Genomic DNA, 20,178 nt, shown 5'->3' with positions numbered 1-20,178 from the left:
CGTACCCCTGGCCCGATCCGGCCGCCGGTCGCCGGCCGCGGAGCCGAAGCCGGGGCCCGGCTGCTACCAGCGGTACCAGCGGCCCCCGCCGGAGCGGACGAGGAAGCCGAGGAGCCAGAGGACCAGCACGATGATCGCGACCCACCAGAGGATCTTGAGTGCGAAGCCTGCGCCGAAGAGGAGCAGCGCGAGGAGAAGAACGATCAGCAGGGGAACCATGAGTCTTACCTCCTTTTCCCTCGTCTGCCCGCATCCGGGCCGGCTAAGGGCGGTGTGCTTCCGGCCGCCCGTCCGAATGGCCGATTCGTGGTTTGCGCTCCGGCGCACCCGGCTACACACGAGGCGCCCGCCGCAACGGGCACGGGCCCACGGAGGGGCGATGCCGCAGCTGGAGCAGGAGAGAACCGACGGGGCGACGGAGACCGCCGACGGCCCCCCGGTCCGGCTGGGCAGCAGGATGCTGGCGTACCTCACCACCACCGATCACAAGGTGATCGGGAACATGTACCTGGTGACCGCCTTCTGCTTCTTCCTCCTCGCGGGGCTCATGGCGATGGTCATGCGGGCGGAACTGGCCCGGCCGGGGCTGCAACTCGTCAGCACCGCGCAGTACAACCAGCTGGTGACCATGCACGGCACCGTCATGATGCTGCTGTTCGCGACGCCCATGTTCGCCGGGTTCGCCAACGCCGTGATGCCCCTGCAGATCGGTTCCCCGGACGTGGCGTTCCCGCGGCTGAACGCCATGACGTACTGGCTGTTCCTCCTCGGCGGGCTGATCGTCGTCTCCGGTTTCGTCGTCCCCGGCGGTGCCGCGCCCTTCGGCTGGTTCGCCTACGCCCCGCTCAACAGCGCGGTCTACTCGCCCGGCGCCGGCGGCGACCTGTGGGCGATGGGCCTGGTCGTGGCGGGCCTGAGCACGGTCCTGGGGTCGGTGAACTTCATCGCCACCATCGTCTGCCTGCGCGCGCCGGGCCTGACGATGTTCCGCATGCCGGTCTTCACCTGGAACATCCTCTTCACCTCCATCCTGGCGCTGCTCGCCTTCCCCGTCCTCACCGCCGCCCTGCTCTGCCTGGAAGCGGACCGGAAGTTCGGCGCCCACGTCTTCGACGCGGCCAACGGCGGCGCCCTGCTGTGGCAGCACCTGTTCTGGTTCTTCGGCCACCCCGAGGTCTACATCGTCGCGCTGCCGTTCTTCGGTGTGATCACCGAGATCATCCCGGTGTTCAGCCGCAAACCGCTCTTCGGCTATGCCGGGATGGTGGGCGCCACCATCGCCATCACCATGCTGTCGGCCTCCGTGTGGGCGCACCACATGTTCGCGACCGGAGCCGTCCTGCTGCCCTTCTTCTCCCTGATGTCCTTCCTGATCGCCGTCCCCACCGGAGTGAAGTTCTTCAACTGGATCGGCACGATGTGGCGCGGCAGCGTCTCCTTCGAGACGCCCATGCTGTGGGCGGTCGGCTTCCTGGTCACCTTCCTGCTCGGCGGCCTCAGCGGCGTCCTCATCGCCTCGCCGCCGCTCGACTTCCACGTCACCGACACGTACTTCATCGTCGCCCACCTGCACTACGTGCTCTTCGGCACCGTCGTCTTCGCCATGTTCGGCGGCTTCTACTTCTGGTGGCCCAAGTGGACGGGCCGCATGCTCGACGAACGGCTGGGGAGGATCCACTTCTTCACGCTCTTCGCCGGCTTCCAGATCACGTTCCTGGTGCAGCACTGGCTCGGCGAGTCCGGAATGCCCCGGCGCTACGCCGACTACCTCGCCACCGACGGGTTCACGCTCATGAACACCGTCTCGACCATCGGCGCGTTCCTGCTCGGCATCTCGACCCTGCCGTTCCTGTACAACGTGTGGCGCACCGCCCGCCACGCGCCGAAGGTGACCGTCGACGACCCCTGGGGCTACGGCCGTTCCCTGGAGTGGGCCACGAGCTGCCCGCCGCCGCGCCACAACTTCCGCGCACTGCCGCGGGTGAGGTCCGATTCCCCCGCCTTCGACCTGCACCACCCGGAAGCCCTGGAGACGGCGCCGACGAGGAGCATCCCGAAGTGAAGACAGAGGCGGTCCTCTTCGCCGGCGTCGCCGGTTTCTTCCTGGCCACCGGGGCCGTCTACGTCTGGCTCTCCGGCCGCGAGCCCGCGGGGACCGCGGCGCTGACGGTCTCCTTCGTCATGGCGTCGCTGATGTCCTTCTTCTTCGCCATGAACTACCGCCGCCGGGGCGCCCGGCCGGAGGACGACGAGAAGGCCGCCATCGCCGACCGCGCGGGCCCGCTGGACTTCTTCCCGCCGCGCAGCGCCTACCCGCCCCTGACCGCCCTGGGCGCCGCCCTCTCGGCCCTGGGCATCGTCTTCGGCCTGTGGCTGTTCATCATCGGCTTCGGGGTCCTGGCCGCGGGCGTGGCCGGGATGTCCTTCCAGTACGTCCAGCGCGACTAGGCGGTGCCTGACGGCCCTTCGGCGTTCCGCCCGTCCGGCCGCGGCCGCGGTCGTGCGCTCAGTACGGTGAGAGCGGCGTTGAGGCCGAGGGAGACCGGACCGACCGGCGGCAGGTCGGGGGCTGTCCCGAGCGCCTTCGTGACGGCCCACGAGACCGCCAGGGCCGTCACCAGGAGGGCGACGTAGGCGAGGAGGAACCGGCCTGCTTCCGTGCGCGCCCGCAGTGCCCACACCACGGTCAGCGGGACCGTCCAGAACAGCACGCAGCTGAAGAGCCACATCGCGTACAGGGTCAGTTTCGGGCCGAGGGCGGTGTCGCTGTCCAGCAAGTCGGCCGGCCAGGAGTCGAAGGTGCCGCTGACGGTGTGGAAGGCCGCCATGAAGGCGGAGAAGGCGATCGCGAGCCACAGCAGCACCAGCCGTCCGCGGCTGCGGCGGGCCTTCGGCGCCGGCCCGCCCGGGGGCCGGGCCGGACGGGCCAGCCAGGCCAGGACCGCAACGGGGGCGTGCAGTGCCCACTCCGGCAGCGACAGGAGCCCGGACACGCCGTGGCCCGCCAGCCCGGTCGCCGCGTACATCACCGCTTGTGAGCCGTTCAGCAGCGCGACGCAGCCGAGCGCCGGCCTGGTGACGGCGGCCGGCCGGTGCCGCAGGAGCACCAGGACGACCGGATAGCTCCAGGCGATCGCCGACATGCCGTGCCACATCATCCGGAGCCCCTGCTGAGCCTCCGCAGCGGCGTCGCCGGCCATCAGCGCGTCGACGGTCGGGGCGGCCTGCACGAACGTGTGCAGCGCCGCGGTGACCGTCGCCACGGCCACGGCGGCCCACAGGGCCCACGGCCGCGCGACGGCCGCCGTCGCGGCGCCCGTGTCCCGCGTCATGGTCTTCGCCGAGGTGTTCATGCAGTACCTCCCGCTGTCGGGGAATCAGCCGTACTCACCCTGCGCACTTCCGTACAGCGCTGTATGGAAGACGATAGGGTGATCCATACAGTGCTGTATAGATGCTGGAGAGGTGACCTGTCTCATGGCGACGACGCGTACCCCGCGCGGCAGTTGGATTGCCGCCGGCCTTCAAGCTCTGACCTCCGGCGGGGTGGAGGCGGTGCGGATCGAGTTGCTGGCCAAGGCGCTCGGCGTCACCCGGGGCGGCTTCTACTGGCACTTCGCCGACCGGCAGGCCCTGCTCGAGGAGATGCTCGACGCCTGGGAAGGGGACGCGACCACGGCGCTCATCGAGAAGGTCGAGGCCGCCGGCGGAGACGCGCGGACCAGGCTGCGGCGGCTGTTCACCGTCGCCGCTTCCGGCGACGGCCTGCTCACCGACATCTTCACCGACTTCGCGGTGCGCGACTGGGCGCGGCGCGAGCCGGCCGTGGCGGAACGGCTGCGACGCGTGGACAACCGGCGGATGGAGTACCTGCGCGAGCTGTTCGGCGGATTCTGCACCGACCCCGACGACGTCGAGGTCCGCTGCACGCTGTGCTTCACGGTGTGGATCGGCAACCGCCTCTTGGACGTCGACCACGGCGGACGCAGCCCGGCCGAGGTCATGGAGCTCATCCAGCGCCGGCTGCTGCAGTAGGGACAGTGCCCGTCCGGACGGCTAGGTGCCCCGCTCGGCCGGTGCGTTCGGTCCCGCGGGCGGGGCCGGTTCGGCGGGCTCGACCGGCGCGGCCGTCCGCTCCTCGATGGCACGCCGCTGCTCGGGCGTCACCGGGACCTCGACGCGGTCGCCGTAGTACCAGGAGCTCAGGGCCAGCCGTAGCCGCTGCCGGCGGGGCAGCTCCCCCGCGGGGGCCGCGAGCGGCCGCGGGATCTCACGCACCATCAGACGGTAGCCGCGGGTGGCGGACAGCGCCTCGTGACCCTCGCCGAGCCCGCCCTGGACGTCCTGCTCGACGTTCCCGCTCTCGTGGCCCTCGGTGAGCAGTCTGCGGTCGTGCGCCTGCAGGGCCAGGCAGATGCGCCGGGTGACCCAGAAGGCGAGCGCCGGGCCGAGGACCACCGCGATGCGGAAGATCCAGGTCAGGGTGTTGACGGAGACCCGGAAGGAGAACGCGATCACGTCGTTGCCGCCGGCCGCCAGCAGGACCGCGTAGAAGACGATGCCGGCCACGCCCAGGGCCGTGCGGGCGGCCTGGTTGCGGGGGCGGTCGGCCAGGTGGTGCTCCGAGCGGTCCCCGGCGATCCACTTCTCCAGGAAGGGATACAGATAGAGGCCCGTGAACAGCAGGCCCGGCAGGACGACCGCCGGGATCAGCACGTTCCACATGAAGGTGTGCCCCCACAGCACCGTCTCCCACGGGGGCATCACGCGCAGGGCGCCCTCCAGGAACCCCACGTACCAGTCGGGCTGGGCGTCCGTCGCCACCTGGTCGGCCCGGTAGGGCCCGTACGCCCAGACGGGGTTGACCTGGGCGAGCCCGCCGAGCGCGGTCAGCAGGCCGAAGATCATCAGGAACAGGCCCGTGGACTTCGTGACGAACTGAGGGAACATGGGCTGCCCGACGGCGTTGCGGTTCGTCCTGCCGCGCTCCGCCCAGTGCGTGTGCTTGAGGTAGACCACCAGGATCAGGTGCACGGTGATCAGGGCGATCAGCACACCGGGCACGAACAGCACGTGCACGACGTACAGCCGGGGAAGGATCACGTGCCCCGGGAACGGCCCGCGCCAGATGAACGAGCTCAGGTACGTGCCCACGACCGGGATCGACAACACGATCGTGTTCGCCGTCCGCATCCCCGTCCCGGAGAGCAGGTCGTCCGGCAGCGAGTAGCCGGCGAAGCCTTCGAGGAGCGCGAGGACGAACAGCGTCAGGCCCACGACCCAGTTGACCTCCCGGGGCCTGCGGAAGGCGCCGGTGAAGAACACCCGGAGCATGTGGACCGCGATCGCCGCCACGAAGACGAGCGCGGCCCAGTGGTGGACCTGCCGGATGAGCAGCCCGCCCCGCACCTCGAAGCTCAGGTCGAGCGTCGACAGGTACGCCTGCGACATCCGCAGGCCCCGCAGCGGCTCGTACGGCCCGGCGTACACGCTCTGCGTCATGCCCGGGTCGAAGAAGAGCGTCAGGTAGGAGCCGGTGAGCACCAGGACGGCGAAGCTGTAGAGGGCGAGTTCCCCCAGGAGGAACGACCAGTGGTCGGGGAACGCCTTGCGCAGCAGCGCCTTCGCCGCCTCGGCGGCCGGCAGTCGCCGGTCCAGCGCCACGAAGCCGGTCAGGGCCGCCTCCCGGACCTTCTCTTTCACCCGCCACGCTCCCTGTCGGCTCGCCGGCACCCGCTTCCGCGCGCGGGACCGCGGCTGATGGGTAACCGGCGTGCCGGGAGCTCAACCGCACGATCGCCGGGTGTCACCCGGACTGCGCGGCGCTCCGGGCGTCGTCCCGCGCCTTCTGACGGGCCAGCGCCTTCTCGCGCCCGGCGTCGAGCACGGCCAGCACGCCGTACAGGAGGACCGCCGCCGTGACCGCCGCGGGGTAGCACCAGGGCGAGGGGAGGTAGTTCGCCGCTCGCAGGACGGTGCCCTCGTCGTCGCTGACGAGCCGGTAGAGGATCGCCAGCGGGCCCTCCCAGACACCCACGACGAGCACCACGATGGACATCACCCTGTACCAGGCCTCGTGCACGACGCCTCCTCCGATCATGGTTCGGTTGGTTGATACGACTGTATCCATGATGCAGGAAAATCGGGCATGTAGGAGTATTTCATCACGGAATTCCTCGCGGAGTACAGTGTTTTCATGCGTGACGAAAATCCGGTGGGGTGTCGTGTCTGCTCGGCCCCGCTCGCCGCGGCCGACCGGGGCCGCCCGCCCGTCTACTGCTCGCGCAGCTGCCAGGCCAAGGCGTACCGGCGGCGGGCCGGCGCACGTGGCCGTGCGGCTGCCGCACCGCCCGCGGCCGCCGGGCCCGCCGCCCGTGCCGAGGGGGGATCGCGGCGGCAGCAGATCGCGGAGGCCGTCTGGCGGATCGCCGCCGAGCGGGGCCTGGAGGCCGCCAGCATGCGCGAGGTCGCGGCCGCGGCGGGGGTCTCCCTGCGGGTGGTCCAGTACCACTTCGGGAGCAAGCACGGCCTCCTCGTCGCCGCGCTGCACCTGCTGCACGAGGAGAACGAGCGGCGGGCCCGGGCGCGCATGGCGCGCCTCGCCCACCCGGCGGACCCGAGGGCCGTGCTGGGCGCCGTCCTCGGCGAGTTCCTGCCGCTGGACGAGCAGCGCCGCCATGCGCTGCGCGTCTTCGTCGCGTACTACGTGCGCAGCCTGAACGACCCGGCCCTCGCCGCGGTCTTCCTGCACGGCGCCCAGCCCGTGGAGCGGCTCGTCGCCGGCCTGATCCGGCAGGCGTGCGCGGCGGACGGGGGGCCGGCGCCCGGCCTCGACCCCGAACGGGAGGCCGATCTGCTGGTGTCGGGGGTGACGGGGCTGGGCATGGACGTGCTCCACGGCCGGCGCACCCTCGCCGACGTGCGGACGACGCTGGACTACCACCTCGACCGGATCCTGCCCGCGCGGTGACGCCACGGCAGGAGGGGCGGGCGCCGTGCCGCACCGGCGCCCGCCCCTCCGTCACTTCGTCACTCCGGCGTCAGGAAGCGCCGCCGGGCAGCTCCGCCCGGACCTCCCGCGCCGCCGTGACGAGGTTCTCCAGCGAGGCCCGGACCTCGGGCCAGCCGCGGGTCTTCAGCCCGCAGTCCGGGTTGACCCACAGGCGCTCGCCGGGGATCGCTTCCAGGCCCTTGCGCAGCAGCGCCGCGGCCTCGTCCGCGCCGGGGACGCGCGGGGAGTGGATGTCGTAGACGCCGGGCCCGACCTCGCGCGGGTAGCCCGCCGTGGCCAGCTCGGCGGCGACCTGCATGTGCGAGCGGGCGGCCTCCAGGCTGATGACGTCGGCGTCGAGGTCGTCGATGGCCCGGAGGATGTCGCCGAACTCCGCGTAGCACATGTGCGTGTGGATCTGCGTGTCCGGCCGGACGCCCGCGGTGCTGAGGCGGAACGCCTCGGTCGCCCACGCCAGGTACTCGGCGTGGCCGGCCGCGCGCAGCGGCAGCGTCTCGCGCAGCGCCGGCTCGTCCACCTGGATCACCGAGGTGCCCGCGGCCTCCAGGTCGGCTACCTCGTCGCGCAGGGCGAGGGCGACCTGCCGGGCGGTGTCGCCGAGCGGCTGGTCGTCGCGGACGAACGACCAGGCGAGCATGGTGACCGGCCCGGTCAGCATGCCCTTGACGGGCTTGCCCGCCACCGACTGGGCGTAGCGCGTCCAGCGGACCGTCATCGGCTCCGGGCGGGAGATGTCACCGGCGAGGACCGGCGGGCGGACGTAGCGCGTGCCGTACGACTGGACCCAGCCGTGCTGCGTGGCCAGATAGCCCGTCAGCTGCTCGGCGAAGTACTGCACCATGTCGTTGCGCTCGGGCTCGCCGTGCACGAGGACGTCGATGCCGGCCTTCTCCTGGAACGAGAGCACCTCGCGGATCTCGGCCTTGATGCGCTCCTCGTACGCCTCGGCGTCGATCCGTCCCGAGCGCAGGTCGGCGCGGGCGGTGCGCAGCTCCGTCGTCTGCGGGAAGGAGCCGATGGTGGTGACCGGCAGCAGGGGCAGGCCGAGGTGGGCCCGCTGGGCGGCCGCCCGCTGCTCGTACGGCTGCGAGCGGCGGCCGTCGGTCTCGGTGACGGCGGCGGCGCGGGCGCGGACGGCCGGGTCCCGGGTGATGGCCGAGCCCGCCCGCGAAGCCAGGTCGGCGCGGTTGGCGGCCAGCTCGGCCGCGATCGTGTCGGGGCCCTGCGCCAGGCCGCGGGCCAGCGTGACCACCTCGGCGGCCTTCTGGCGGGCGAACGCGAGCCAGCGGGCGATCTGCGGGTCGATGTCCCGCTCGGCCGCCGCGTCCAGCGGCACGTGCAGCAGGGAGCAGGACGGGGCGACGTCGACCCGGCCGGCGAGGCCGAGGAGCGTGCCCAGGGTGGACAGGGACTTCTCGAAGTCGTTGATCCACACGTTGCGGCCGTTGACGACGCCGGCGAGGAGCCGCTTGCCGGGCAGCCCGCCGGCGGCCGCGAGGTCGTCGAGGTTGGCGGCGGCGGGGCCCGTGAAGTCCAGGGCGAGGCCCTCGACGGGGGCCTTGGCGAGGACCGGGAGGGCCTCGCCGAGCCGGTCGAAGTAGGAGGCGACCAGCAGCCGGGGCCGGTCGGTGAGGCCGCCCAGTTCGCGGTAGGCGCGGGCGGCGGCGTTGAGCTCGGCGGGGGAGCGGTCCTGGACCAGGGCGGGCTCGTCGAGCTGCACCCATTCGGCGCCCGCGGCCCGCAGGTCGGCGAGGACCTCGGCGTACACCGGCAGCAGCCGGTCGAGGAGGGTGAGCGGCTCGAAGCCGGCGGCGACGCCCGGCGCGGGCTTGGCCAGCAGCAGGTACGTGACGGGGCCGACGAGCACCGGACGGGCCGTCAGGCCGAGCGCGAGGGCCTCCTTCAGCTCCGCGACCTGCTTGGTGGAGTCCGCGGTGAAGACCGTGCCGGGGTCGAGTTCGGGGACCAGGTAGTGGTAGTTGGTGTCGAACCACTTGGTCATCTCCAGCGGCGCCACCTCCTGCGTGCCACGGGCCATGGCGAAGTAGCCGTCCAGGGCGTCGGCGTCGACGGTCGCGCGGTGCCGCGCGGGAATCGCACCGACCATCACACTGGTGTCCAGGACGTGGTCGTAGAACGAGAAGTCGCCCGTGGGCACTTCGTGCACACCGGCCCCGGCCAGCTGCTGCCAGTTCGTACGGCGCAGTGCGGCGGCCGTGTCCCGCAGGGCCTCGGCCGTGACACGGCCCTTCCAGTACCCCTCGATCGCCTTCTTCAGTTCCCGGCCCTGACCCTGCCGGGGGTAGCCGTGGACGGTGGCCTGTGCTGCCGCGGCTGCGGACTTGCTGGTCACGGAACTCTCCTTCGCGAGCGTGCGTGCGTCCATGACCCCGGGACGGACGGAGAGCGCGAAGGAACGGCAGACCGGGCGGGCCGCCGCCGCGGTGCGGTCGCTCGTAGCGCCGCCGCGTGTGCCCGCCTGATGTGTGCTCCCCCAGACTTCGTCCGGGGGTGCCCCCAACCGCCCTCGAGGTCACCGGGATCTCCGTGCGCTCGGCAGCGCACGGGCAGTTGGCAGGTCTTCGGACTCGCGGGCACGCCACATGGCACCTACTGGCCGTCGCTTCCCGGACCCGTACGGATCCAGTGCGTATGACGGCGGTCGTTCCCGCTCACCGCTGCGGGGCAGTCCCGGATTCCCACCGGGTTCCCTCTTGCGACGCGCCTGCCTGGCGAGCAGGGCGAACCAGCTGCACCGTCACTCTAGGCCGCGGGGCAGGGTCACGGAAGAGTGAAGTGGCGCGCCTCACGAGGCGGTTCGCGTCGCCAGCCGCAGCCGCAGCTCCATCTCGTGCTCACCGGAGACGTGACCGCGGTGCTCGGCGGCGAAGGCGCGCTCCAGTTCCTCCTTGACCTGGCGGACGGGGTCGGCGGCGCCGAACAGGTCGGCCGTGACCGTGCCCGAGAGGGGAGCCTTCCCCGGCTGCGCCGCGCCCTCGCCCAGCCGCGTGCGGGTGTCCACCGTCATGCACCAGATCATCGGGCCCGCGCCGGGCGCGCCCGGGCTGGTCTCGCTGCGCGGCGGGCCCGCTTCGGGGAAGGCGGCCTCCAGAACGCCGAAGACGGCGCCCGCGTCCTGGTGGCCGCAGTCCGTCAGATGCACGCTGACGTGGTCCGCACTCTCCCGGGCATCCGTCACCTGCTCCTCCTCCGCCGTCGTTGCCGTGACCGGGGCCGCCGCCGTGCGCGGAGAAGCCCTGCTCCGACCGTACGGCGCGCCCGGGTTCCGTGCCGCGGGCTGTGCGACCATACGGGCCAGGTGCCCCGTTCCCGCCGGGAGATGCCGCCCCGGTACCGGTGGCCTCACCCGAACGGTGGAATGCGCCCAAAGTAATTGACTGATTACGCTTGGTGCATGACCCTGTGGAGCCCCGCACCGCCGCCGTCGCAGCCCGCGTTGCGCGCCGCGGTCGCCGTGCTGGTCTCCGTCCTGCTGCTCTTCTCCGGGGGGAGCGGCACGGTGTTCGCCCTGGGCTCCGGCCCGGAAGAGACCCCCGTGTCCGTGGAGTTCGCCACCGCGGACGACTGCGTCGCGGACAACCGCACGCCCCGCGTCCAGGCGTCTCCGGGCAGGCGCACCTGCGTCCCCGCCTCGCGGGACTCCGCGGGAGCCGGATCCCCGCCGGCCCCCGGCTGCCGGCCCGCACCGCCGGCCCCCGAAGGCCCCGCGGCCACCGCGGGCCGCGCGCGCAACGACGTCCTGCGCTGCTGAGAGGAACCCCCGCCCGTCCCGCCCCGTACGGGACGGGCCGCCGCGTCCGGCACGCCCGGAACTTTCCTCACACCTGCAGGCACGAGAAGCAGAGAGACGTCATGCCCCTCGATCCCGCGCGTGTCCTGAGCGCCTATCTGCGCGCCCAGGTCTACCGCGCCCCCGAACCCGACCCCGAGCACGCCTCCGCCGGCGGCGAGCAGCCCCCGGCCACCGCCCCGGATCCGCAGGACCCGCCGAGCCCGCCGAGCCCGCCGGGCGGTCCGCGCACCACGCCCCCCGCGAGCCGGGCCGGGGAGAAGCCGCCCGCCGCTCCCGAAGCCCCCGGCGCGGAAGCCGGGCCCGCCGCGCCCCGCGGCGCGCCGCGCCGGCCCGGCCTGTTCGCCCGGCTGCTGCTGTACGTACGGCAGGAGTAGCCCCGCCGTCGCGCGGCTGCCCGCTCCCCTCGCTTTCGCGGGGACGGGCAGCCGCCCGGCCGCCGCCGCTCCTCCTGCCGGCGCCCGCCCGGTCCCCTTTCAGGTGAAGCGGAGGAGCCGGTTGATCCGGGGGCTCCCGGCAGCGGGAAGGGGATGGCCGTCGACGCTGACGAGGGAGAACCCATGCCGACCGACGAAGTCTCGCGATTCCTGGAGGCCCTGAGCCCGGCCCACCGCGAGGAGGTCCGGCGGCAGCCGCGCCGGCAGCAGGAGAAGCTGGCCGCCGCCTGGGAGACCGAGCTCCGGGAGGACACCGACCTCGACACGCTGAGCGAGCTGTCACCGGCCGCCGCGGAGAGCGAGGCGGCCCGGCGCGTCGTGGAGGGCAAGGACTCCTGAGACCGTGGTGAGTGCGGCCCTACGAGCCGGCCGCAACGCTCAGCCACCGCGCGGGCCCCAGCGCGGCCTGGGCAGGGCCTCCCGGGCCGCGTGGCTGAGGATGCGGGTCGCTCACTCCTCGGCGGTGACCCTGGCGAGCGCCTCGTCGCGGACGTCCGGGTGGGCGTGGCGGCGCAGGGCCCGCAGTTGCTCGCGCCAGGGAGCGGACCAGCCGGTGCGGCGGCCCCCGACGACGGTGAGGGCGACCGCGCACAAGCCCGCTTCCGGGCCCCCGTCCCCGGCCAGGGAGCGGGCCGCGCGGGCGAGCGCCTCGTCGCTGCCGTGGCGGCTGCCGAACCGCCCGTCGAGGGAGCCGGCCGTCCTCGTCGCGAGCACGGGCCTGCCCTCGTGCAGCCGGGCCAGGCGCGTGAGCTGCGCCGTCAGGTCGCCGGGCGCCGCGTCCGGGTCGAGGGTCCGCACCAGCAGGCCGGCCGCCTCACGGGCGTAGTCCCCCGAGCCGTAGGACGCGCGCCCGGGTGGACCGGTCGCGGCCGGGCTCCGCGTCCGGCGTGCCCGGCAGGGCGTCGGTGACGGCGAGGGCGGGGACGAGTGGATTCTTACGGACGGGGCCGGACCGCCAGGCCCCGGGGCACCGCTGGTGCGGCCGGATTGTGGTGGGGACAGTGCGCCGGGCGTGTTCTAGCGTGTGTGGAGTCCGCTTCCAGCATGGGGCCGAGTCTGCACGTGGTCGAGTCTTCGGCCCGCTCTTCGGGACGCTCTTCGTGACGTCGGGGAGGAACGGGTACATGTCCGAGCGCGCCTACGACCGCGACCGGCTGCGGCAGTTCCTGTCGGGTGATGCGGCGGGGGAGGGCCTCTCGCGCCGGGGCGTGCTGCGCATGCTCGGCGCCGCGGCGGGGCTCGCCGCCGCCGGAGCCGGCACCGGAGCGGGCGCGGCGGCCGCCGCGGGGAGGCCGGGGATCGTCAAGCCCCTGCCCGCCGAGCTGTTCACCGTACGGGACACCAACGCGGAGACGAACTGGGCGGCGCTGCGGGGCACGGGCTACCACACGCCGGTCGACCGGTTCTTCGTCCGCAACCACACGTCGACCCCCGTCCTGGACCCCGCGCGGTGGCGCCTCACGGTGTGGGGCGGCGGACTGCGCGGCCGGGCGGTGGAGTTCTCCTACGACGACCTGAGGTCCCTGCCGGCCGTGACGTCGAGCGCGTGCCTGGAGTGCGCGGGCAACGGCCGCAGCTACTACGCCACCCAGCAGGGCGACAGGGTCACCGGCACCCCCTGGACGATGGGCGCGGTCGGCGCGGCGCGCTGGCGGGGCGCGCGCCTGTCGGACGTCCTGCGGGCGGCGGGCCTGTCGCGGCGGGCGGTGGACGTGATGCCGCGCGGCCTCGACCCGGTGTACACCGCCGCTGGGACGGACTACGGGCACGTGCGCCGGCCGTTGCCCGTGGCGAAGGCCCTCGACGACGTCCTGCTGGCGTACGAGATGAACGGCCGGCCGCTCCTGCCCGACCACGGCTGCCCGGCACGCCTGGTGGTGCCGTCCTGGGTGGGCATCGCCTCCGTGAAGTGGGTCGGGGACATCGAGGTGTCGGACCGTCCGCTGTTCTCGCCGTGGAACACCGTGTTCTACCGCCTGTTCGGCGCTGCCCACCCACCCGGCGGCAGCGCTCCCTTGACCCGCCAACCCGTGCGCAGCGCCTTCGAGGCGGCCCCCGGAGAGGCGTTCGCCGCGGGCCGGGGGCACCGGCTGACGGGCCGGTCGTGGTCCGGGGGAGGGGGCATCCGCCGGGTGGAGGTCAGTACGGACGACGGCGCCTCCTGGCGGGAGGCCCGCCTGCACGACGCGCCCCGGCCGGGCGGCTGGGTCCGCTGGAGCGCCCACTGGCACCCGCGTGAGCCCGGGGCCGCCCGTCTCATGGCCCGGGCGACGGACACCGCAGGCGTCACCCAGCCCTTCCGCTCCGTCCCCAACGACCAGGGCTTCTTCTTCGACGCGGTGGTCCGCCACCCGGTCCGCGTCGTCTGAATCCCAGAGCCCGGCCGCCGCACCACCCCGGGCCTCTGCCCGGCTCGGCCCGCACCGGGGCCACAACGCGCCCTGACGTTCCCCCTGTTGCGCCCGGTACGGCCCTGCCTCAATGAGACCGAAATGGCCCGAATGGCACATCCGTGGACGTGACCGTCCGGACCCCGCCGCCCGCGGCGGCCGCCCTCACCCCGCACGAGCGGCGCATCAACCACCTCGTCCTGGCCGGGCCCGCGGCCGCCCTGGCCCGGGCCCGCCCGGCCCGCATGCCGCGCTCGCTCCCGCCGGCGCTCGGCCGGCTCGGCTCGGGCTCGCTGTCCGCCTGGAGCGGCTGGAAGCTTCCCGCCACGCTGGTCGTCGCCCTGGTCCACCCGGCCGGCGCCACCCCGCCGGAGAACCCGGCCGCGGCCGCGCTGCCGCACCCCGCCGCTGTCGCGGAGGGCGCCGGAACGCTGCGGACGCTCGTCACCACGGACCGCCGGCACGCGTCGTGACCGCACGTCACGCCCGGAAGGGCCGGGCCGCGGAAGGCCGGGCCGCCCCTCTCCGCACCCCCGGAACCGCCACCGCTACCGTACTCGGGCGATCTTGAGCCGGAACCGGCCGGCCGGACCGGAGCGAACAGGAGCCCCATGCACGCCGCAGCCCAGGACGAGGACCACGACGAGATCTTCCCCTTCGTCGCGGCGCCGGAGGACGGCTCCCGCTGGCAGGCCCCCACCGACGTGGAGCAGTACCTGTACAAGGTGACGAGGTCGGACGACTCGTACGCCTACCTGCGCACCCTCGCGATCGAGGGCGTCTACTACCCGGTCCGCCTCGACGAGGCGCAGGCCGCCGGCGACGACGCCCACCCCATGCTGACCATCGAGACCCCGGACGGGCGCACCGTCCTGCAGGTCTACACCTCCGGCGTGCTGCCGCGCCCGCACCCGTTCCTCGTCTACGAGTACACGACCCTCGGCGCTCTCGCGCAGATCGTCCCGGACGGCGTGGACGTCCTCGCCGTCAACGCGGCCACGCCCTGCGAGCAGTACTTCCTGGTCAGCGACGAGGAGCGGGAGGTGTGGCTGGACCTGCACCACGAGCTGTTCTCCCCGGACGACCTGATGGACCGCGTCGTGACCCGCCGCACCGGCGCCCCCGCCCCCGGCCCGCTGCTGCACGGCCTGGCCTGCGGCGCGCACCTGTGCTTCCGCAACGGCGACGCGTGGAACACCCTCCACTGGCACGGCATGGGATACAGCGGCGAGGCCGAGCGGATCGCCGACGACTGGGGCGTGCACGGCCGCGAGGACTGGCTGGAGACCGAGGAGCGGCTCCTCGGCCAGGACGTGAGCCCCTGGTACTGGGATTTCGTCCTGGGAGCGCGGAACGCACTGCTCCGGTCGCAGGGCGGCGGCCGCGTCGACCCGGGTCAGTGGCGCGACACCGTCGAGGCCACCGTGCGCGCCCGCGCCCAGGAGAACGGCACCGCCGCCGGCGACCCCGACTTCGCCGGGTTCGTGGCGCACCTGCGCGACCTCGTGGGGCAGGTGCTGCGCTACGAGGCCCGTTTCCGCGCCGACGGCCTCCTGCCGCCCGACGGCCTCGTGCGCACGGTCGCGGCCTGGGACATCGGCCGCGGCTCGAAGATGGCCCGCTGGGGCCGGGGCGCGCGCTACGCGACGGAGACCGAGATGCGCGCGGCGATCGAGCGCGCGGCCGTCGCCGCGCGGGCCGCGTACGACTCGTGGGAGGAGTTCTCCGCGGGCTACATACTCGGCCGGTGCCTGCACTTCGACGACGAGGAGTTCGGCCCCTGGTACACGACGGTCCTCGACGCGCACCGCGCACTGACCACCGACCCGGACAGCCCGTGGCGGACGGTGCCCTTCAAAGACCAGGCCGAAGACCCGGCCGAAGACACCGCCCCCGGGGTGTGAGCTCCGCCGTGCGGCGGCCCCCCGCTACGAGCGGCGGCGGGGCTTGCCGCGCTTGGCGCCGCCGGAACCGCCCCGCGGGCTCTTGCCCGCCGCGGCCTTGCGCTGAGCGCCGCCGCCCGCACCGGGACGCTTCCCCGTGGGCTGCGCCTTGCCCCGGCCCTTGCCCGGGGACTTGGCCGCGGCCTTGGAGGACCGGGCCTGGGCCTCGGGCTGGGTGCGGCCGCGCGAGCTGTTGACCGTCCGCCCGCGGACGATGCCGATGAAGTCCTCGACCAGGTCGGTGGTCGCGTCCTCGGGCCACGACAGGGCGACCCGCGACTGGGGGGCGTCCGTGAGCGGCCGGTACGTGAGGTCCTTGCGGTGGTGCAGGCGGGCCAGCGACTGGGGGACGGCGAGGACGCCCACCCCCGCGGCCACCAGCTCGATGGCGTCCGCCGTCGTGGCCGGCCGCTCGATCGCGGGCCGCCCCGGCAGCCGCTCCCAGCCGAGCACGTCGTCGAGGGGGTGCAGGACGATCTCGTCGGCCAGGTCCTCCGAGGTGACCTCCTCGACCGCCGCCACGACGTGGTCCTTCGGGATCACGACGACCGTGGTCTCGGTGTACAGGGGGATCGCGCTGAAGTCCGTACGGTCGGCCGGCAGCGGCAGCCGGACGAAACCCGCGTCGGCGTCGCCGCCCAGCAGCACGTCGCACGCTTCGGCGGCGGGGACCGCCACGAGGTGCAGAGGGATGTCGGGCAGCCGCTCGTTCCAGATTCGCACCCACTTGGCGGGCGTCACTCCCGGGACATAGGCGAGCCGGAACGAAGGGGAAACTTCCGAGCCTGTCACCCCGCCAGGCTACCGGTCGTGGTCGAGGTAGCGCACATGCTCGAATACCCTTGACACCATGACGTCGCACAAGACCACCCAGACGATGAAGCCCGCGACCGCGGCGAAGAAGCTGGGTGTGTACCTCCAGGCCACCCCCACCGAGTTCCAGGAGGGGGTCGTCACGCGCAGCGAGCTCAACGCGCTGCAGGCCGAGCCGCCCGCGTGGCTGCAGGAGCTGCGGCGCAACGGCCCCCACCCCCGGCCGGTGGTCGCGGCGAAGCTGGGCGTCTCCATCGCGGGCCTCGCCCGCGGCGGCATCACGGACCCCCTCACCACCGAGCAGATCGAGGCGCTGAAGAAGGACATGCCCGAGTGGCTGCAGCGCGAGCGCGCCACCCAGGCCGAGGTCCGCAAGGAAGCCGCGCGCATCAAGGAGAAGCAGGCGAAGCAGGCCGAGCAGGGCGCCTGACCCCCGCGCCCGTCCCCGCCTCGCCGAACGAGATCCACACGTCGGGCGGCAGGTCCGGCCGCCCCGGCACGGGCCTGCGCTCCTCCTCCCACGCGCCGCCGGCGACCTCGGCGGCCACGCGCCGCCAGAAGCGCACCGCGGCCGCGTTCGCGTCCTGGAACGGGATCTCCCACCGGCCCGGGTGACGGGCCACGACCTCCCGGGCGGCACGCAGCCCCGCCCCCTTCCCACGCGCCCCGCGGGCCACGAAGAAGCTGTTCATCACGCGCGCCGGCCCACCGACGCCGCGCACGAGGGCCAGGCCGGCGGGGTACGGGCCGCTGCGCAGCAGGTACGCCGCCCAGCCGGCGCCGGCGAGGGCCGCGTCGAGCCGGTCGCTGCGGAACGTCCCGTCGAGAGCCGGCATCGAGCCGTCGAACGCGGACATGTCGTGGCGGAACATCAGCCACAGACGCTCCAGTACGGGCCGGTCGGCCTCGCTTGCAAGCTGTACGGATACGGATACGGGTGCGGGTGCGGACTCGGGTGCGGTCGATCGGTATGCAGGCATGAAAAAAGCCTCCGCGCGGATGGGAGCCGCGGCCGGAGGCTGAAGTGCTGACGGAAAACGTACCACGCGGTCGCCGTGGCCGCCGCTGCCGTCCGCCGGTCCGGCGTCCGGGTGAACACCAGGGGTCACCGGTGTCGCCCTCGGGCGCCCGAGGAAGGCGTCGGGGGAACGGACCGTGGCCGGGTCGGGACGTCGTGCCGAGGAGAAGCGCCGTGGAAATGCCTCAGGTGAGCGTATGTCAGGTGGACGAGTGCGCCTACAACCAGGACAGCGCCTGTCACGCGCTCGCGATCACCGTGGGCGATTCCGCCCACGCGCACTGCGACACCTATTTCGTCTTCCCCTCGAAGGGCGGCGACGCCTCGTCCGTCGGCAGGGTCGGCGCCTGCAAGATGGCCGGGTGCCTGCACAACGTCGGGCTGGAGTGCCAGGCTCCCGGCATCACGGTGGCCGCTCTCGGCGCCTCGGCGGACTGCCTGACGTTCACGGCGAGGTAGGGGGCCGCTCCGGCCGCTCCCCGGCGACGAACAGGTCGACCACGTAGGTCTCCTCGATCTCCTCGTCCGGGAAGGCCGTACGCAGGCGGTCGCGCTCGGCGGTGAGGAACTCCCGGGTGCCGGCCTCGCCGAGCACGAGGAACGCCGAGTGACTGCCGATGTTGGCGAGGTGGACGTCGAGGGGGACGACCCGGCTCCAGCGCACCAGGCGGCGCACGCAGCGCAGCCCTTCGAAGCCCGCGAGCCGGACGGCTCGGCCGTCGTCCGGCTCCCTGACCGGTGGTTCCGTTCCGGTGTGGCGCGCGATCCGCTCGTGCTGGGCGGCGATCCACGGCACGTCGAGCGCGGTCGTGTTCCACCAGACGGCGATCGCACCGCCCGGGCGCAGCACCCGCAGCGCTTCCGGGAGGGAGCGGGTGACGTCGGTCCAGTGCCAGGCCTGCGCGTACGTGACGAGGTCGACGGAAGCGCCCGCGAGCGGCAGGGCATTGCCGTCGCCCCGGACGACCGGCACGCCGGGGAGCTCGCGGCGGAACCGGGCCGCCATGCCGTCGCCCGGCTCGACCGCGACGACCTCCGCGCCGCGCTCGCGCAGCAGGGCCGTGGCGATCCCGGTGCCCGCGCCGACATCGGCGACGCGGGCACCGGCGAGGGGACGGCCCGAGAGCTCCTCGACGGCGTCCAGGAGGGCGGGCGGGTAGGAGGGCCGGTTCGCGGCGTACCGGGCCGCGGCCGCGTTGAACGACCGGGCGCGGGAGAGGGCGTCCATCCGCCCATCCTCGCTGCTGCCCTTCTCCTCCCGCCGGGAATTCCGGGTACGGGAGTGCCCGGTGCGACGGGCCGTGGTCAGCGCAGTTCGCCTTCGAGGAGTCCCATGAGGATCATGTCGTGCCACTTGCCGTCGCGGCGGAAGCACTCCCGCTGCCGGCCCTCCTCGACGAAGCCGGCCTTCTCGTACACGCGGCGGGCCGGCTCGTTGTCGGCGACGACGGTCAGGGCGATGCGGTGCAGGCGCAGCTCGTCGAAGCCGAACCGGCAGATCACGCGCACGGTGTCGGTCGCGTAGCCGCGCCCCCAGCAGTCCTTGTCGCCGATGCGGAGGTCGAGTTCGGCCGCGCCGGTCTCGGGCGCGGCGTCGCGCAGCCGCACCGAGCCGATCAGCCGCTCCTCGCCGAGCGGCTCGACGCCGAGGAACGTGCCCGCGTACGAGTTCCGGGGGAGGGCCGCGAAGCGCTCGGTGATCTGCGCCAGCGATTCCGGGTAGCCGCCGAACATCCAGCGCCCGATCTCCGGGTCGTTGTTCCACCGCCACATCGTCTCGGCGTCGGCCGGTTCGAGGGGCCGGAGCCGTACAAGATCACCAGTCAGCATGGCGGCAGGCTACCGGTGGGCCGTGTCTCCCCGGACGGCGCGGTGTCCGCCAGGGCCAGCGCCCGGAACAGCGGCTCCGGACCGGCGTCCCGCGGCAGGTCGCTGACCTGCCCGTCCCCGACCTCGACCACCCGCCACACCCCGTCCTCGCGCCGGGCGAGGTCGGTGGTCACGAAGCGGCAGCCCAGGGCCGCGACCAGGGGCGCCACGGCGTCGAGCGCCGGTGCGGGCCGCAGCCCGGGGCTGTCGGGGTGGGCCGTGACGAGGACGGGCCGGCCGTCCACCCACCACACGCGGGCCTCGCCGGCGTCGGTGAAGCGCTCGAAGGCGCGCACCACCACGCCTCCGGCGAGGAAGGCGTCCTGGAGCGCGACGAAGCGGGCCACCACCGCGGCCAGCCGGTCCGCGTCGGCGAGGTCGGGCACGTAACAGGCCTCGTGCCACTCGTGTTTGCGGGACTTGACGAAGTCCTTGACGATGCCGGGCCCGCCGCCGAGCGGTGCCGCGAGCGCGGCGAGCTCCGGGGCGCCCGGGGCGCGGCCCGGCCCGGCGGGGAGCCACGCGCTGGCGGGCGTGGCGGACGCGAAGGTCGCGTACCAGCCCGGGAGTTCGTGCGCGCGGCGGTAGGCCTCGGGCGGGGTCAGCAGCGTGACCCCGCGGGCGGCGAGCGCGCCCGCCAGCTCCGCGTACCGCCCGGACGGCACCATCCAGCCCCGGTACCAGGCGCCCCCCGCCTCGCGCGGGACGCCGCGGACGGCGCCTTCGGCGTCCCCGGCGAGCAGGGCGTCGTGATCGAGGAGGGCGGTCCGCAGCCCCGCCTCACGGGCGGCCCGCACGTCGTCCGCGAAGTGCGCGTCCGCCCGCCGGGGGTTCAGCGGGTCGCTGCAGAAAAGGATCGAGGACGCCATGCGGGCACCCTAGCGG

Annotated in this window: 24 protein-coding genes and 1 riboswitch; of the genes, 12 read left to right on the top strand and 12 right to left on the bottom strand. The window is 73.7% G+C overall.

Going from position 1 to position 20,178, the window contains the following annotated elements; translation table 11 throughout:
- Positions 1–63: 63 nt before the first annotated feature.
- Entirely contained in the window at positions 64–219 is a 156-nt protein-coding gene (locus ACOTKD_RS09670; protein WP_235482257.1) for a DUF5670 family protein, read from the bottom strand.
- A gap of 238 nt (positions 220–457) precedes the next feature.
- On the opposite strand from ACOTKD_RS09670, the gene ctaD reads away from it, so the two are divergent.
- Both ctaD and ACOTKD_RS09660 read left to right on the top strand, forming a co-directional pair.
- Positions 458–2,062 carry a cytochrome c oxidase subunit I gene (gene ctaD / locus ACOTKD_RS09665; protein ID WP_424888799.1) on the top strand — a complete coding sequence of 535 codons (1,605 nt, stop codon included), beginning with the start codon at positions 458–460 and terminating at the stop codon, positions 2,060–2,062.
- The gene (locus ACOTKD_RS09660; protein WP_424888458.1) at positions 2,059–2,448 is read left to right on the top strand and encodes a cytochrome c oxidase subunit 4; all 390 of its coding nucleotides are present in this window, start codon (positions 2,059–2,061) and stop codon (positions 2,446–2,448) included. The genes ctaD and ACOTKD_RS09660 overlap by 4 nt, the downstream gene beginning before the upstream one ends.
- Here the strand turns inward: ACOTKD_RS09660 and ACOTKD_RS09655 are convergent.
- Complete coding sequence (locus tag ACOTKD_RS09655; protein ID WP_424888457.1) at positions 2,445–3,353, bottom strand: hypothetical protein; 909 nt, start codon at positions 3,351–3,353, stop codon at positions 2,445–2,447. The genes ACOTKD_RS09660 and ACOTKD_RS09655 overlap by 4 nt on opposite strands.
- A gap of 124 nt (positions 3,354–3,477) precedes the next feature.
- On the opposite strand from ACOTKD_RS09655, the gene ACOTKD_RS09650 reads away from it, so the two are divergent.
- On the top strand, positions 3,478–4,035 hold the full coding sequence (locus tag ACOTKD_RS09650; protein WP_424888456.1) for a TetR/AcrR family transcriptional regulator: 558 nt from the start codon (positions 3,478–3,480) through the stop codon (positions 4,033–4,035).
- Positions 4,036–4,056: 21 nt separating this feature from the next.
- Here the strand turns inward: ACOTKD_RS09650 and ACOTKD_RS09645 are convergent, their stop codons facing one another.
- Both ACOTKD_RS09645 and ACOTKD_RS09640 read right to left on the bottom strand, forming a co-directional pair.
- The gene (locus tag ACOTKD_RS09645; protein WP_424888455.1) at positions 4,057–5,703 is read right to left on the bottom strand and encodes a cytochrome b; all 1,647 of its coding nucleotides are present in this window, start codon (positions 5,701–5,703) and stop codon (positions 4,057–4,059) included.
- Between the two features lie 103 nt (positions 5,704–5,806).
- Positions 5,807–6,100, bottom strand: coding sequence for a hypothetical protein (locus ACOTKD_RS09640; protein ID WP_424888454.1), 294 nt, complete (start codon positions 6,098–6,100; stop codon positions 5,807–5,809).
- 96 nt (positions 6,101–6,196) lie between these two features.
- On the opposite strand from ACOTKD_RS09640, the gene ACOTKD_RS09635 reads away from it, so the two are divergent.
- On the top strand, positions 6,197–6,970 hold the full coding sequence (locus ACOTKD_RS09635; protein WP_424888453.1) for a TetR/AcrR family transcriptional regulator: 774 nt from the start codon (positions 6,197–6,199) through the stop codon (positions 6,968–6,970).
- A gap of 70 nt (positions 6,971–7,040) precedes the next feature.
- Here the strand turns inward: ACOTKD_RS09635 and metE are convergent, their stop codons facing one another.
- Positions 7,041–9,365: a 5-methyltetrahydropteroyltriglutamate--homocysteine S-methyltransferase gene (metE, locus tag ACOTKD_RS09630; protein WP_424888452.1), complete on the bottom strand. Its 2,325-nt coding sequence runs from the start codon at positions 9,363–9,365 to the stop codon at positions 7,041–7,043.
- 203 nt (positions 9,366–9,568) lie between these two features.
- Positions 9,569–9,778, bottom strand: a riboswitch (cobalamin riboswitch).
- 40 nt (positions 9,779–9,818) lie between these two features.
- Positions 9,819–10,211, bottom strand: a complete 393-nt coding sequence (locus ACOTKD_RS09625) for a hypothetical protein (RefSeq protein WP_424888451.1) — start codon at positions 10,209–10,211, stop codon at positions 9,819–9,821.
- 216 nt (positions 10,212–10,427) lie between these two features.
- Between ACOTKD_RS09625 and ACOTKD_RS09620 the strand changes: the two genes are divergently transcribed.
- The 3 genes from ACOTKD_RS09620 to ACOTKD_RS09610 all read left to right on the top strand — a co-directional run bounded on the left by ACOTKD_RS09620 (position 10,428) and on the right by ACOTKD_RS09610 (position 11,599).
- Positions 10,428–10,784, top strand: a complete 357-nt coding sequence (locus ACOTKD_RS09620; protein WP_424888450.1) for a hypothetical protein — start codon at positions 10,428–10,430, stop codon at positions 10,782–10,784.
- A gap of 101 nt (positions 10,785–10,885) precedes the next feature.
- A complete protein-coding gene (locus tag ACOTKD_RS09615) occupies positions 10,886–11,200 on the top strand; it encodes a hypothetical protein (RefSeq protein ID WP_424888449.1) in 315 nt (104 codons plus the stop codon).
- Positions 11,201–11,383: 183 nt separating this feature from the next.
- Positions 11,384–11,599: a hypothetical protein gene (locus ACOTKD_RS09610; protein WP_424888448.1), complete on the top strand. Its 216-nt coding sequence runs from the start codon at positions 11,384–11,386 to the stop codon at positions 11,597–11,599.
- 111 nt (positions 11,600–11,710) lie between these two features.
- Here ACOTKD_RS09610 and ACOTKD_RS09605 read toward each other — a convergent pair whose 3' ends face one another.
- Entirely contained in the window at positions 11,711–12,058 is a 348-nt protein-coding gene (locus ACOTKD_RS09605) for a hypothetical protein (protein ID WP_424888447.1), read from the bottom strand.
- A gap of 326 nt (positions 12,059–12,384) precedes the next feature.
- Here ACOTKD_RS09605 and ACOTKD_RS09600 point away from each other — a divergent pair, with 326 nt between their 5' ends.
- From ACOTKD_RS09600 to ACOTKD_RS09590, 3 genes are all read left to right on the top strand, one after another.
- Complete coding sequence (locus tag ACOTKD_RS09600) at positions 12,385–13,629, top strand: sulfite oxidase (protein ID WP_424888446.1); 1,245 nt, start codon at positions 12,385–12,387, stop codon at positions 13,627–13,629.
- A gap of 143 nt (positions 13,630–13,772) precedes the next feature.
- Positions 13,773–14,123, top strand: a complete 351-nt coding sequence (locus ACOTKD_RS09595) for a hypothetical protein (protein ID WP_424888445.1) — start codon at positions 13,773–13,775, stop codon at positions 14,121–14,123.
- A 138-nt stretch (positions 14,124–14,261) separates the two neighbouring features.
- The gene (locus ACOTKD_RS09590; RefSeq protein ID WP_424888444.1) at positions 14,262–15,554 is read left to right on the top strand and encodes a DUF1266 domain-containing protein; all 1,293 of its coding nucleotides are present in this window, start codon (positions 14,262–14,264) and stop codon (positions 15,552–15,554) included.
- Positions 15,555–15,578: 24 nt separating this feature from the next.
- On the opposite strand, the gene ACOTKD_RS09585 is transcribed toward ACOTKD_RS09590, so the two are convergent.
- Positions 15,579–16,385, bottom strand: coding sequence for a LysR family substrate-binding domain-containing protein (locus tag ACOTKD_RS09585; RefSeq protein WP_424888443.1), 807 nt, complete (start codon positions 16,383–16,385; stop codon positions 15,579–15,581).
- A 58-nt stretch (positions 16,386–16,443) separates the two neighbouring features.
- Here ACOTKD_RS09585 and ACOTKD_RS09580 point away from each other — a divergent pair, with 58 nt between their 5' ends.
- Positions 16,444–16,836, top strand: a complete 393-nt coding sequence (locus ACOTKD_RS09580) for a DUF5997 family protein (protein ID WP_424888442.1) — start codon at positions 16,444–16,446, stop codon at positions 16,834–16,836.
- Here ACOTKD_RS09580 and ACOTKD_RS09575 read toward each other — a convergent pair.
- Positions 16,796–17,386, bottom strand: a complete 591-nt coding sequence (locus ACOTKD_RS09575; RefSeq protein ID WP_424888441.1) for a GNAT family N-acetyltransferase — start codon at positions 17,384–17,386, stop codon at positions 16,796–16,798. The genes ACOTKD_RS09580 and ACOTKD_RS09575 overlap by 41 nt on opposite strands.
- 218 nt (positions 17,387–17,604) lie before the next feature.
- Here ACOTKD_RS09575 and ACOTKD_RS09570 point away from each other — a divergent pair, with 218 nt between their 5' ends.
- Positions 17,605–17,883: a DUF1540 domain-containing protein gene (locus ACOTKD_RS09570; RefSeq protein ID WP_223267682.1), complete on the top strand. Its 279-nt coding sequence runs from the start codon at positions 17,605–17,607 to the stop codon at positions 17,881–17,883.
- On the opposite strand, the gene ACOTKD_RS09565 is transcribed toward ACOTKD_RS09570, so the two are convergent.
- The 3 genes from ACOTKD_RS09565 to ACOTKD_RS09555 form a co-directional block, all read right to left on the bottom strand.
- Entirely contained in the window at positions 17,870–18,652 is a 783-nt protein-coding gene (locus tag ACOTKD_RS09565) for a class I SAM-dependent methyltransferase (RefSeq protein ID WP_424888440.1), read from the bottom strand. The genes ACOTKD_RS09570 and ACOTKD_RS09565 overlap by 14 nt on opposite strands.
- Before the next feature lie 77 nt (positions 18,653–18,729).
- On the bottom strand, positions 18,730–19,254 hold the full coding sequence (locus ACOTKD_RS09560) for a GNAT family N-acetyltransferase (protein ID WP_424888439.1): 525 nt from the start codon (positions 19,252–19,254) through the stop codon (positions 18,730–18,732).
- Complete coding sequence (locus tag ACOTKD_RS09555) at positions 19,248–20,162, bottom strand: ATP-grasp domain-containing protein (protein WP_424888438.1); 915 nt, start codon at positions 20,160–20,162, stop codon at positions 19,248–19,250. Before ACOTKD_RS09555 ends, ACOTKD_RS09560 begins: the two co-directional genes overlap by 7 nt.
- Positions 20,163–20,178 lie beyond the last annotated feature (16 nt).

The organism is Streptomyces sp. XH2 (genome assembly GCF_049725035.1).
Classification (GTDB): Bacteria; Actinomycetota; Actinomycetes; order Streptomycetales; family Streptomycetaceae; genus Streptomyces; species Streptomyces roseoverticillatus.
The sequence above is the reverse complement of the archived record's forward strand: the minus strand, read 5'-3'. Positions and strand labels throughout refer to the sequence as shown.

Excerpts from the sequence above, each read along its gene's own strand:
- ACOTKD_RS09670 (WP_235482257.1), bottom strand. The coding sequence starts at position 219 with ATGGTTCCCCTGCTGATCGTTCTTCTCCTCGCGCTGCTCCTCTTCGGC.
- ctaD (WP_424888799.1), top strand. The coding sequence starts at position 458 with ATGCTGGCGTACCTCACCACCACCGATCACAAGGTGATCGGGAACATG.
- ACOTKD_RS09655 (WP_424888457.1), bottom strand. The coding sequence starts at position 3,353 with ATGAACACCTCGGCGAAGACCATGACGCGGGACACGGGCGCCGCGACG.
- ACOTKD_RS09650 (WP_424888456.1), top strand. The coding sequence starts at position 3,478 with ATGGCGACGACGCGTACCCCGCGCGGCAGTTGGATTGCCGCCGGCCTT.
- ACOTKD_RS09640 (WP_424888454.1), bottom strand. The coding sequence starts at position 6,100 with ATGATCGGAGGAGGCGTCGTGCACGAGGCCTGGTACAGGGTGATGTCC.
- ACOTKD_RS09635 (WP_424888453.1), top strand. The coding sequence starts at position 6,197 with ATGCGTGACGAAAATCCGGTGGGGTGTCGTGTCTGCTCGGCCCCGCTC.
- ACOTKD_RS09620 (WP_424888450.1), top strand. The coding sequence starts at position 10,428 with ATGACCCTGTGGAGCCCCGCACCGCCGCCGTCGCAGCCCGCGTTGCGC.
- ACOTKD_RS09615 (WP_424888449.1), top strand. The coding sequence starts at position 10,886 with ATGCCCCTCGATCCCGCGCGTGTCCTGAGCGCCTATCTGCGCGCCCAG.
- ACOTKD_RS09610 (WP_424888448.1), top strand. The coding sequence starts at position 11,384 with ATGCCGACCGACGAAGTCTCGCGATTCCTGGAGGCCCTGAGCCCGGCC.
- ACOTKD_RS09600 (WP_424888446.1), top strand. The coding sequence starts at position 12,385 with ATGTCCGAGCGCGCCTACGACCGCGACCGGCTGCGGCAGTTCCTGTCG.
- ACOTKD_RS09590 (WP_424888444.1), top strand. The coding sequence starts at position 14,262 with ATGCACGCCGCAGCCCAGGACGAGGACCACGACGAGATCTTCCCCTTC.
- ACOTKD_RS09580 (WP_424888442.1), top strand. The coding sequence starts at position 16,444 with ATGACGTCGCACAAGACCACCCAGACGATGAAGCCCGCGACCGCGGCG.
- ACOTKD_RS09575 (WP_424888441.1), bottom strand. The coding sequence starts at position 17,386 with ATGCCTGCATACCGATCGACCGCACCCGAGTCCGCACCCGCACCCGTA.
- ACOTKD_RS09570 (WP_223267682.1), top strand. The coding sequence starts at position 17,605 with ATGCCTCAGGTGAGCGTATGTCAGGTGGACGAGTGCGCCTACAACCAG.
- ACOTKD_RS09565 (WP_424888440.1), bottom strand. The coding sequence starts at position 18,652 with ATGGACGCCCTCTCCCGCGCCCGGTCGTTCAACGCGGCCGCGGCCCGG.
- ACOTKD_RS09560 (WP_424888439.1), bottom strand. The coding sequence starts at position 19,254 with ATGCTGACTGGTGATCTTGTACGGCTCCGGCCCCTCGAACCGGCCGAC.
- ACOTKD_RS09555 (WP_424888438.1), bottom strand. The coding sequence starts at position 20,162 with ATGGCGTCCTCGATCCTTTTCTGCAGCGACCCGCTGAACCCCCGGCGG.